Origin of the sequence: Kocuria sp. UBA1838 (assembly GCF_002338785.1) — a bacterium.
In the GTDB taxonomy this organism is placed as follows: domain Bacteria; phylum Actinomycetota; class Actinomycetes; order Actinomycetales; family Micrococcaceae; genus Kocuria; species Kocuria marina.
On the sequence record NZ_DDIY01000013.1, the window covers coordinates 107,657 to 119,129 of the forward strand.

Consider the following 11,473-nt stretch of genomic DNA (forward strand, 5'->3'; position numbering starts at 1 on the left):
AGACACCGTGGACGTCCTGCGTTGGTTGTTCGACGCGCAGTTGCGGGTGGGCGACGGTTTCATCCTGTGGCGCGAGGTGCTCGGCAACGTGTTCGGGCTGCTGTCCGCGCTGGGCGGAATGCGCCGCAAAGTGTGGGCGTGGCCCGTGGGGATCGTGGGCAACGCGATCCTGCTGACCGTCTTCCTGGGCGCGGTGTTCGACACCCCCAACCCCGTGAACCTGTTGGGCCAGGCCGGCCGTCAGGTCATGTTCATCGCGGTGTCCGTGTACGGCTGGGTGCAGTGGCGCCGGTCCCGCGGGGCGTCCGAGGAGGCCGTGTCCCCGCGTTGGGCCACCGCCCGCGAACGCGTGTTCCTCGTGGTCGCCCTCGTGTTCGGGACGGCACTTCTCACGCCCATCTTCCGCGCCCTGGGCTCGTACGAACCCGTGTGGGCGGACGCCTGGATCTTCATGGGCTCGCTGCTCGCAACGCTCGGGATGGCCAAGGGCTGGGTCGAGTTCTGGCTGTTGTGGGTCGCCGTGGACATCGTGGGCGTGCCCCTCCTGTTCTCCGCCGGTTACTACGCCTCGGGCTTGATGTACGTGTTCTACGGCGCCTTCACGCTCGCCGGGTTCTTCGTGTGGTGGCGCGTGAACACGCGCCAGCGCCGTCGCGCGACGATCGAGACGGGCTTCCCGGACCTGCGCCTGTCCGTGGGTGAGGACGAGAAGTGACGGCGTACGACGACGCCGCTGCGCCGGGGCCCGCGCCCCGCTCCCGTCCGGGGGCGGAGCCGTCCCACGACTTCTCGGCCGCGGAACACGAGGCGATGCGCGCGGCTCTGGAAGCGGCTCGGCGGGGGATCCGCGGGGCCAATCCCGTGGTGGGCGCCGTGATCCTCTCCGCCGCGGGGGAGATCCTGCACGTGGGTCATCACCGCGGGGCGGGCACCCCGCATGCGGAGGCGGACGCCCTGCGTCTGGCCCGTGAGGCGGGGACACCTCTCGAGGACACCACCATGGTCGTGTCCCTCGAACCCTGCAACCACACCGGACGCACCGGCCCGTGCTCGCGCGCGATCCTCGACGCGGGGATCCCCCGGGTCATTTACGCGGTGGCCGACGGCACCGACACCGCCCGCGGGGGCGGCGCGTTCCTCGCCGTACACGGGGTGGACGTGCGTCAGGGGCTGCTCGCGAGGGAAGCCCACGATCTCAATGACCGCTGGTTCATCGCCCAGCATGATGCGCGACCGTTCGTGACGCTGAAACTCGCGCAGACGATCGACGGCCGCGTGGCCGCCGCGGACGGGACGAGCCAGTGGATCACGGGTGCACCCGCTCGGGATCAGGGCCACGCCCTGCGCACCCGGGTGGACGCGATCCTGGTGGGCGGCGGGACCCTGCGCGCGGACGACCCGACCCTGACCGCGCGGGATGCCGCGGGTGAACCCCTCGCGCGACAACCCCTGCGGGCAGTCATGAGCACCCGCCCCGTGCCCGCGGATGCCAAGGTCCGGCGCGGCGTCGTCGACCGCGCGCCCCGGGAAGACACCGAACGTGGAGCCCCGGGAGATACCGGAACGGATCACGGAGAGGTCGCATGCGCCGACCGCGGGCACGACGGGCGGTTCATCCACCTCACCACGCACGATCCCGCCGAGGCGTTACAACACCTCCGTGAACGCGGGGTTTCCCACGTGCTCGTGGAAGGCGGGCCCACGGTGTCCGCCGCGTTCCTCGCCGCCGATCTCGTGGACGAGCTGTGGTTGTACCAGGCCCCACTGATCCTCGGGGACGGCGCGGCGTCGGTCGCGTCGCTCGGGATCGGGACGCTTGCCGCGGCGTCGTCATGGCGCGGTGACCCCGTGCGGCACCCGGCGGACCTCGCGCGCCCCGGCCACGAAGAGGCCACGGAGCAGATGGAGGCGATCAGCCGCGTGGGCGTCGATGGACGGTGGCACTTGCGGCCCGCGGGTCCCGTACCCGACGTCCCATGACACGCCCCTGAACTGACGCAGCACACCAAGACCTCGCGCCGGGAAGTTCCCGAGAACCCCGCGCACCCCAGATCCCCAAGGAGAATCAGTGTTCACCGGAATTGTCGAAGCCCAGGCCACCGTGGAACGTGTGGAACGGTTGGCGCAGGACGCCGCCCGGCTGCACGTGTCCGCGGGGCCACTCGTCGCGGACCTGCCCCACGGCGGCTCACTCGCGGTCAACGGGGTGTGCCTGACCGCGGTCCCCTCGGGCGCGGCGGGGGACTTCACCGCGGACGTCATGGGTGAGACACTGCGCCTGACCACCCTGGGGGCGCTCGGACACGGTGACCTGGTGAACGTGGAACGCTGCACCGCAGCCGGGCAGCGCCTGGACGGGCACGTGGTCCAGGGCCACGTGGACGGCGTGGGCACCGTGGTGCAGCGCACGTCCCACACCGGATGGGAGACCGTGCGGATCAGAGTCCCCGTGGCACTTGCGCGCTACATCGCGGTCAAGGGTTCGATCGCCGTGGACGGCGTGTCCCTCACGGTCACTGCGGTGAACTCCACGGACGAGCCCGAGGCGTGGTTCGAGGTGGGGCTGATCCCGGAGACCCTGCGCGCGACCACGCTCGGCGCTCGCACGCCGGGTTCCACCGTCAACCTCGAGGTGGACGTGCTCGCCAAGTACGCCGAGCGCCTGGCCTCGTACGCGGCACCCGCGACACCGCGCGGCGTCGCCCTCGATCCGGTCGCGGACGCCGTGGCCGCGATGGCCTCGGGTGCCGCGGTCGTTGTCGTGGACGACGAGGACCGGGAGAACGAGGGCGACCTGGTGTTCGCGGCCCAGCACGCGACCCAGCCCCTCATGGGCTTCACGATCCGGCACAGCTCCGGGGTGGTGTGCGTGCCCATGACCGACGAGCGCGCGGACCGGCTTGCCCTGCCGCCCATGACCGAGCACAACGAGGACGCCAAGGCCACGGCGTACACCGTGACGTGCGACGCCCGCACCGGGATCACCACCGGGATCAGCGCGCGGGACCGGGCGCTGACCACACGACTGCTCGCGCTGCCCGGCACCACCGCGGCCGAGCTCACGCGGCCCGGCCACATCCTGCCGCTGCGCGCGGTCCCTGGCGGGGTGCGCGAACGCGCGGGGCACACCGAGGCCGCCGTGGAGCTCGCGCGGCTCGCGGGGTGCGAGCCCGTGGGTGCGATCGCGGAGATCGTCGACGACGCCGGGCAGCCCCTGCGCGCCCCCGCCCTGCGGCGGTTCGCGGACGAGCACGGGCTCGTAATGATCAGCATCGCAGATCTGATCGCCCACCTGGACGCGACGGATGCCGCTGAGGACGCCGTCCCGCGGGCGGCCGCGAACGACGCCGGTGCCGCGGCTCAGGACGCGAAGGGCACAACTCGACCGAGCGCCGTCGACGTCGCCGGGGGCGCCACCGCGCCGTCGGTGGACACCACGGGGGAGGGAGACCGCATCGCATGAGCGTTTTCGACCACGGTGAGATCCCTGAACACGCGTCACCGGCCGACAATCACGCGGCTCCGGGAGCGGAGCCCCTGCACCACAGCGACCCCGTGACCGTGCCCTCCGAGTACGGCACGTTCTCGGTGACCGGTTGGCGCGTTCCGGAGCCGTCGGGGATCCCCGCCGCCGAGCACGTCTCGCTCACGGCACCCCCGCCCGCCGACGAAGCCGCTCTGCCACCGTTGCTGCGGCTGCATTCCGAGTGCCTCACCGGGGACGTCTTCGGCTCGTGGCGCTGTGACTGCGGACCGCAACTGCACCTGGCGCTGGAACGGATCTCCCGCCACGGGGGCACGGTGCTGTACCTGCGCAACCACGAGGGCCGCGGGATCGGGCTGATCAACAAGCTGCGCGCCTACAAGCTCCAGGACGGCGGAGCGGACACCGTGGACGCCAACACCATGCTCGGGCTGCCCGCGGAGGCCCGGGACTACACCGCCGCCGCCCGGATCCTCGCGGCCATGGGCCTGACCACGGTGCGGCTGCTGACCAACAACCCGGACAAGGTCGCCAAGCTCGAGGCGCTCGGGATCACCGTGGCGAACGTGATCCCCCACGAGGTCCACGCGCGCACCGAGAACCTGGACTACCTGCGCACCAAGCGCGACCGCATGCACCACCACCTGACCCACCTCAACCCAGGAGAAACATCATGAGCGGACACGGCGCCCCGACCACCCTCGCCTCGGACCTCGACGCCTCGGACCTGACCGTGGCCGTGGTCGCCGCGAGCTGGCACACGACGATCATGGACGGGCTGCTCGACGGCGCCCTGCGCGCCCTCACGGAAGCGAACACCGGCACGGTCGTGCGGGTGCGCGTACCCGGGAGCTTCGAGCTGCCCGTGGCCGCCCGCCGCCTGGCGGAGACGGCGGACGCGGTGGTCGCGCTCGGCGTCGTGATCCGCGGCGGCACCCCGCACTTCGACTACGTGTGCCACGCCGCGACCTCCGGACTCACGGACGTGTCCGTGGCCACCGGGACCCCGGTGGGCTTCGGCGTACTCACGTGTGACACGGAGGAACAGGGCCTGGACCGCGCCGGCCTCGAGGGCTCGCACGAGGACAAGGGCTACGAGGCCGCCCACGCCGCCCTGAGCACCGCCCTGACCCTGCGCGAGCACGGGGTCTGAACGGAGCAGACGCTCGCGGCCGGTCCGCCACGCTCGATCCGCGGAGGCCGGCCGCGAGCGGCGTGCATGTGCCACGCGTTCGGGACGGGCACGCGCACCCATTACCCTGAAGGGGTGAAAACCTTCGAAGACCTCTTCACCGAACTGCGCACCAAGGCCGAGCAACGCCCCGAGGGATCCAGGACCGTCACGGAACTGGACTCCGGGATCCACGGCATCGGGAAGAAGGTCGTCGAGGAGGCCGCCGAGGTCTGGATGGCGTGCGAGTACGAGTCCGACGCCGAGGCCGCTGAGGAGATCTCCCAGTTGCTCTACCACGTGCAGGTCATGATGATCGCCAAGGGTATGAGCCTCGAGGACGTCTACAAGTACCTCTGAGCCCCGCGCGTCACCCGCTCCGGGCACCGCCCCGATCCCCGTCATCTGCGCCCCGCGGAAAGGAATCCCATGCTGCGAGTAGCCGTGCCCAACAAGGGCGCGCTGTCCGAAGCCGCCATCACCATGCTCACCGAGGCCGGTTACCGGCAGCGGCGCAGCACCCGGGAACTCGTGCTGGTGGACAACGACAACCACGTGGAGTTCTTCTACCTGCGCCCGCGGGACATCGCGATCTACGTGGGTGGCGGCACCCTGGACCTGGGGATCACCGGACGGGACCTGCTGCTCGATTCCGGCGCGGAGGCCGAGGAGGAGCTGGGCCTGGACTTCGCCCGTTCCACCTTCCGGTTGGCCGGCCCGCGCGGGCAGTTCGAGTCCGTGCAGGAACTCGAGGGCAAGCGGATCGCCACGAGCTACCAGTTGCTGCTGGGGCGTTACCTCGCGGACCGCGGCGTGGATGCCGAGGTCGTCCGCCTGGACGGCGCCGTAGAATCCTCCATCCGGTTGGGTGTCGCGGACGCGATCGCGGACGTCGTGGAGACCGGCAACACCCTGCGCGCGGCGGGCCTCGAGATCTTCGACGAACCGATCATGACCTCCGAGGCGCTGCTCATCCGCCGCGGCGACGAACCGGAACCCGAGGGACTGCGCGTTCTGCGACGTCGTCTGCAGGGTGTGCTGGTCGCGCGGCAGTACGTGATGATGGACTACGACATCACCGAGGACCTGCTGCCCGCCGCCACCGAGATCACCCCGGGTATGCAGGGCCCCACGATCTCCCCGCTCGGTCACGACGGCGCGGTGGCCGTTCGCGCGATGGTGCGCAAGAGCGACACCAACAAGGTCATGGACGCGCTCTACGAGGTGGGGGCCCGGGCCATCCTGGTCTCACCCATCCAGGCCGCGCGGATCTGACGCGGGCGCGGGCGAAGAGAAGTCGAGAGCAGTGAGGACGGTGGCGTAATGGGTGTGGCCGTACGAGTCATTCCGTGTCTGGACGTCGATGCCGGGCGCGTGGTCAAGGGCGTGAACTTCGAGAACCTGCGGGACGCGGGGGATCCTGTGGAACTCGCGGCGCGCTACAACCTGGCCGGCGCGGACGAGCTCACGTTCCTGGACGTGACCGCGTCCTCGAGCGAGCGGGACACCATGTTCGACGTCGTGGCCCGCACCGCCGAGAAGGTGTTCATCCCCCTGACCGTGGGCGGCGGCGTGCGCACGGCACAGGACGTGGACCGGTTGCTGCGCTGCGGCGCGGACAAGGCCTCGATCAACACCGCGGCGGTCACGCGCCCGGAGGTCATCGACGAGATCACGAACCGTTTCGGCAACCAGGTGCTCGTGCTGTCCCTGGACGCGAAACGCACGGGCAACACCCCGTCCGGTTTCGAGGTCACCACGCGCGGTGGGCGCACGCTCACGGGCCTGGACGCGCTCGAGTGGGCCCGGGAGGCCGAGGAACGCGGAGTCGGGGAGATCCTGCTCAACTCGATGGACGCGGACGGGACCCGCGAGGGCTTCGACCTGGAGATGATCTCCGCCGTGCGGGATCGGGTAAACGTTCCGCTCATCGCGTCGGGCGGGGCCGGGGCACCCGAGCACTTCCCGCCCGCGGTCGCCGCCGGCGCGGACGCGGTGCTGGCGGCCTCGGTGTTCCACTTCGGCCCGGACGACGCGATCGCGGACGTCAAGAACGCCCTGCGTGCCGCAGGTTACGAGGTGCGCTGATGTCCCAGAACCAGGAGACGCGGATGAGTACCGCCACGGACGCGTTCACGACCCACAACCTGGACCCCCGCATCGCCGAGCAGCTCTCGCACAACGAGGCGGGACTCGTGGCGGCGATCATCCAGCAGTACGACACCAAGGAGGTGCTCATGCTGGGCTGGATGAACGACGAGGCCCTGCACCGCACCCTGACCGAGGGTCGCGTGACCTTCTGGTCGCGGTCCCGCCAGGAGTACTGGCGCAAGGGGGACACCTCCGGGCACTACCAGAGCGTGCACTCCGTGAGCCTGGACTGTGACGGGGACGCCCTGCTCGTGCAGGTGGACCAGCACGGCGCGGCATGCCACACGGGCTCGCGCACGTGTTTCGACGATCGAGACCTCCACGCGGAACAGGCGGTTTAAATGCACGAACTCGGCAGCATCACCCCCACCCTTGAGGAGTTCCGGCAGTATGCCGCGACCCGCCGCGTGATCCCGGTGCGCACCACGGTGCTCGCCGACTCACTGACCCCCGTGGGTCTGTACCGCGCGCTCGTGACCCGCGAGGGCGAACCCCGCCCGGGCACGTTCCTGCTCGAGTCCGCCGCGGAGGGCGGGGTGTGGTCCCGCTACTCGTTCGTGGGTGCCGGTTCCGTGGCCACGCTGACCTCCCGGGACGGGCAGGCGCACTGGATCGGTGACGCACCGGCCGGGGCACCGGTGGACGGCGATCCCCTCGACGCACTGCGCGCGACCATGCAGTTGCTGCACACCGCACCCTTCGAGGGCGTCCCACCGCTCACGAGCGGGATGGTGGGTTTCGTGGGCTGGGAGGCCGTGCGCCGCTGGGAGACCCTGCCCAACCCGCCCGAGGATGACCTGCACATGCCCGAGCTGGCCATGAACCTGGTCGCGGACATGGCCGTGCACGACAGCAAGGACGGCTCCGTGCTGCTCGTGGCCAATGCCGTGAACGTCAACGGCACGGACGAGAACGTGGATGCCGCCTACCACGACGCCGTGTCCCGGTTGCGCTCCATGGTGACCCGCCTGGCCACCCCGCTCGAGCGCACTACGGTGTCCATCGCGGAGCAGGGAGCACCGGAGCTCACGGACGTGGAGTCCGTCGCGCGCCAGTCGTGGGACCGGGAGCTGTTCATGTCCGCGATCGACCGCGGCAAGCAGGCGATCGTGGACGGCGACATCTTCCAGGTGGTGGTCTCGCGCCGCTTCGAGGCTGAGTGCCACGCGAGCTCGCTGGACGTCTACCGCACGCTGCGCCGGATCAACCCGAGCCCGTACATGTACCTGTACTCGTTTGAGGACGCCCAAGGTCGGCCGTACTCGATCGTGGGTTCTTCACCCGAGGCGCTCGTGACGGTCACGGGCCGCCAGGCCATGACCCACCCGATCGCGGGCTCCCGCCCGCGCGGTGCCACGGTGGACGAGGACGTGGCCCTGGGCCAGGACCTGCTCGCGGACGAGAAGGAACGCGCGGAACACCTCATGCTCGTGGACCTGGCCCGCAACGATCTTTCCAAGGTCGCCGAGCCCGGCAGCGTGGACGTGAGCGAGTTCATGGAGATCGAGCGTTTCAGCCACATCATGCACCTGTGCTCCACGGTGGTCGCGCGCATGCGCGAGGACGTCACCGCCTACGACGTCCTCGCCGCCACGTTCCCCGCGGGCACGCTCTCGGGCGCGCCCAAGCCTCGCGCGTTGCGCCTGCTCGACGAGTACGAGCCGCTGCGCCGGGCCGTCTACGGCGGCGTCGTGGGCTACATGGACTTCGCGGGGAACATGGACATGGCGATCGCGATCCGCACGGCGCTGCTGCTCGAGGGTACGGCGTACGTCCAGGCGGGCGGCGGTATCGTGGCTGATTCGGATCCCGAGTCCGAGGCCCAGGAATCCCTCAACAAGGCCACCGCGCCGTTGCGCGCCGCGCTGATCGCCCAGACCCTGCGCGAGCCGGGCACGGACACCCGGGCCTCCCGTCCCCCGAGGAGCTGACGTTGCTGCGCCGCACCGCACCCGCCGTCCTGGTCACGCTGTTGTGTGCCCTGGCGTTGTTCGCCACGACCACCGCCACCTGGATCCACGCGGACGTCCCCACGTCCCTGCAGTCGGTCACGGTGGACGTCCCCGGGGCCGACGCCGCTCCGGCCGTCACCGCCCTGGGTCTTGTCGCCGCCGTGGCCGCGGTGGCCTCCACGCTGGGAGGCCGGGTGCTGCGCATGATCGTGGGCGCCGTCGTCGCGCTAGCGGGCGTGGGCGCGGTGCTCGCGGTGCTGGCCGTCACGGGGGACTCGCGTGCGGCCGCGCAACCCACGGTTGGCGCGCAGACGGGTGTGATCAACGACGGCGGGGACTACGCCCTTACCGGGTGGCCGTGGGCCGCCGTGACCGCCGCGGTGCTGCTCGCACTGGGCGGCGTGTGGCTCGCGGTGGTCGCCCGGCACGCGCGACGGCGCAATGCGCAACGCTACGATCGCGCTGCGGTCGCCGGCAGCGTGGGAACCGCCGCGACGACGGCCGCGATGCACCCGCGGGGTGGCGAGGCCTCGGCAGGGGAGACCCAGGCCGCGGAGCACGTGGACGACATCGACACGTGGGACGCGCTGACCCGCGGCGAGGATCCTACACAAACCGACTGAACCGCGTGGGCTGCGGCGCGCACGCGCCGGGAAGTGGCACAATGGGGTCAGAGAATCCTCGGTCCCACGGCTCACGCGGGACCGGCAATCCAAGAGCCGAGCGGCTCAACCGGCACGGGAGAGTGGACACGCATGTCGAACACCGATCAGATCATCCTGGACCACACCGCCGCGGTGGGCCACGGCAACACCGTGGCCGCGTGGGCCTGTGTGGGCGTGATGACCGTGGGTGTCATCGTGGGCTGCGTGGGTTTCGTGATGGCTTCGGTCCCTGTGACGGTCGTGGGCATCGGTCTGATCATCGTGGGCGTGATCGTGGGCGGCGTGCTCAAGTCCATGGGGTACGGCAAGGGCGGGTCCAAGACCAAGTCCCACTGATCGCCGCAGGGGATCGGTACCGCATTCATCCGTCGATGACCAGTTCCGCGCTGTCGGGGAACTGGTCATCGTCGTCCGCGCGCCGGGTGCACCGTACGCCGGCGTGCACCGAGAACTAAGTGAGGAATCGCATGACGCAGCAGCACACCGGTACGGTGCTGGACCGGATCATCGAGGGGGTGCGCGAGGACCTCGAGACCCGGAAGGCATCGGTGTCCCTGCAGGACGTGCGCCATGCCGCCGCGGAACAGACTCCCGCGCTGGACGCCGAGTCCGCGCTGCGCGGTTCGGATCCCGCGTCCGTGCAGGTGATCGCCGAGGTCAAGCGCTCGAGCCCGTCCAAGGGTGCGCTCGCAGCGATCGAGGACCCGGCGCAGCTGGCCGCCGCGTACGAGCGCGGTGGGGCCTCCGTGATCTCGGTGCTCACCGAGCAGCGCCGCTTCGGGGGCTCGCTCGCGGACCTCGACGCCGTGCGCCGCGCCGTGGGCATCCCCGTGCTGCGCAAGGACTTCGTGGTCGAGGAGTACCAGGTGTGGGAGGCCCGCGCGCACGGTGCGGACATCGTGCTGCTCATCGTGGCGGCCCTCGACGACGCCACCCTGCGGGACCTGCTCGAACTGACCCACCACCTCGGCATGCATGCGCTCGTGGAGACGCACACCGAGGAGGAGATCGATCGCGCCGTCGCCGTGGATGCGCGGATCATCGGGGTGAACACCCGCAACCTCAAGACCCTGGACGTGGACGTGGACACGTTCGGTCGGCTCGCCGAGCGGTTGCCACGCGAGGCCGTAATCGTGGCGGAGTCCGGTGTCCTGGGGGAGGAGCAGATCCGGTTGTACGCGGGCCACGGCGCCAACGCGGTGCTGACCGGTGAGGTGCTCGTGCGCGCCGAGGACCCCGCGCAGACCATCGGTCGCTTCCGGGAGGTCGGCGCAATGTCCCGGGCCGAGTACTTGGCTGGGGCCACCCCGACCGCCGCGCAGGAGGAACTCGCCGCGGCCCAGGTCTCGGGGGAGGCTTCCGCACGGGACGCCGAGTCCCTCCGGCACGCCCCGGGCCCTTACTTCGGGGACTTCGGTGGCCGGTGGATGCCCGAGTCCCTCGTGGCGGCCCTGGACGAGCTGACCGAGACGTTCGACAAGGCTCGTACGGATGAGACCTTCCAGGACGAGTTCCAGCGGCTCTCCCGCGAGTACTCCGGCCGACCCTCCCTGCTCACCGAGGCCGAGCGCTTCGGCGCGGAACTCGGGGTGCGCGTGTTCCTCAAGCGTGAGGACCTCAACCACACCGGTTCCCACAAAATCAACAACGTGCTGGGGCAGGCCCTGTTGGCCCGGCGCATGGGCAAGACACGGCTGATCGCCGAGACAGGCGCGGGCCAGCACGGTGTGGCCACGGCCACCGCAGCGGCTCTGTTCGGCATGGAGTGCTGCGTGTACATGGGCGAGGAGGACACGCGCCGCCAAGCGCTCAACGTCGCGCGCATGCGGCTGCTGGGAGCGGAGGTCGTGGCCGTGAAGAACGGTTCCCGCACCCTCAAGGACGCGATCAACGAGGCCCTGCGGGACTGGGTCGCGTCCGTGGAGACCACTCACTACCTGCTCGGCACCGCCGCCGGACCGCACCCGTTCCCGGCTATGGTCCGCTACTTCCACGAACAGATCGGTGAGGAGGCCCGCGCGCAGATCCTCGAGCAGGCAGGCCGCCTCCC

General features: G+C 70.7%; 13 protein-coding genes and 1 pseudogene. All 14 read left to right on the forward strand.

The window, feature by feature from the left end:
• Window positions 1–7 precede the first annotated feature (7 nt).
• Complete coding sequence (gene pnuC / locus B3I25_RS06760) at window positions 8–715, forward strand: nicotinamide riboside transporter PnuC (protein WP_131332861.1); 708 nt, start codon at window positions 8–10, stop codon at window positions 713–715.
• Window positions 712–1,980, forward strand: coding sequence for a bifunctional diaminohydroxyphosphoribosylaminopyrimidine deaminase/5-amino-6-(5-phosphoribosylamino)uracil reductase RibD (ribD, locus tag B3I25_RS06765; protein ID WP_349676527.1), 1,269 nt, complete (start codon window positions 712–714; stop codon window positions 1,978–1,980). The genes pnuC and ribD overlap by 4 nt, the downstream gene beginning before the upstream one ends.
• Before the next feature lie 88 nt (window positions 1,981–2,068).
• Window positions 2,069–3,463 (forward strand): 3,4-dihydroxy-2-butanone-4-phosphate synthase, encoded by a 1,395-nt coding sequence (gene ribB, locus B3I25_RS06770; protein ID WP_144996570.1) that lies wholly within the window; start codon window positions 2,069–2,071, stop codon window positions 3,461–3,463.
• A complete protein-coding gene (gene ribA / locus B3I25_RS06775) occupies window positions 3,460–4,161 on the forward strand; it encodes a GTP cyclohydrolase II (protein WP_082943382.1) in 702 nt (233 codons plus the stop codon). Before ribB ends, ribA begins: the two co-directional genes overlap by 4 nt.
• On the forward strand, window positions 4,158–4,637 hold the full coding sequence (ribH, locus tag B3I25_RS06780; RefSeq protein ID WP_064846821.1) for a 6,7-dimethyl-8-ribityllumazine synthase: 480 nt from the start codon (window positions 4,158–4,160) through the stop codon (window positions 4,635–4,637). The genes ribA and ribH overlap by 4 nt, the downstream gene beginning before the upstream one ends.
• A gap of 114 nt (window positions 4,638–4,751) precedes the next feature.
• Complete coding sequence (locus B3I25_RS06785) at window positions 4,752–5,015, forward strand: phosphoribosyl-ATP diphosphatase (RefSeq protein WP_035962118.1); 264 nt, start codon at window positions 4,752–4,754, stop codon at window positions 5,013–5,015.
• A gap of 69 nt (window positions 5,016–5,084) precedes the next feature.
• Window positions 5,085–5,930 (forward strand): ATP phosphoribosyltransferase, encoded by an 846-nt coding sequence (gene hisG, locus B3I25_RS06790; protein ID WP_286738386.1) that lies wholly within the window; start codon window positions 5,085–5,087, stop codon window positions 5,928–5,930.
• Window positions 5,931–5,978: 48 nt separating this feature from the next.
• Window positions 5,979–6,743 (forward strand): imidazole glycerol phosphate synthase subunit HisF, encoded by a 765-nt coding sequence (hisF, locus tag B3I25_RS06795; protein WP_064846823.1) that lies wholly within the window; start codon window positions 5,979–5,981, stop codon window positions 6,741–6,743.
• Entirely contained in the window at window positions 6,743–7,147 is a 405-nt protein-coding gene (hisI, locus tag B3I25_RS06800; protein WP_242670677.1) for a phosphoribosyl-AMP cyclohydrolase, read from the forward strand. Before hisF ends, hisI begins: the two co-directional genes overlap by 1 nt.
• A complete protein-coding gene (locus tag B3I25_RS06805; RefSeq protein ID WP_064846824.1) occupies window positions 7,148–8,737 on the forward strand; it encodes an anthranilate synthase component I in 1,590 nt (529 codons plus the stop codon).
• Window positions 8,738–8,739: 2 nt separating this feature from the next.
• Complete coding sequence (locus B3I25_RS06810) at window positions 8,740–9,381, forward strand: Trp biosynthesis-associated membrane protein (RefSeq protein ID WP_286738389.1); 642 nt, start codon at window positions 8,740–8,742, stop codon at window positions 9,379–9,381.
• 132 nt (window positions 9,382–9,513) lie between these two features.
• The gene (locus tag B3I25_RS06815; protein ID WP_098054460.1) at window positions 9,514–9,759 is read left to right on the forward strand and encodes an HGxxPAAW family protein; all 246 of its coding nucleotides are present in this window, start codon (window positions 9,514–9,516) and stop codon (window positions 9,757–9,759) included.
• A 131-nt stretch (window positions 9,760–9,890) separates the two neighbouring features.
• A pseudogene (gene trpC / locus B3I25_RS12350) lies at window positions 9,891–10,646 on the forward strand (indole-3-glycerol phosphate synthase TrpC); the annotation flags it as partial.
• 51 nt (window positions 10,647–10,697) lie between these two features.
• Window positions 10,698–11,473 (forward strand): pyridoxal-phosphate dependent enzyme (locus B3I25_RS12355; RefSeq protein WP_414672700.1); only part of this gene is annotated, 776 nt, incomplete at its 3' end.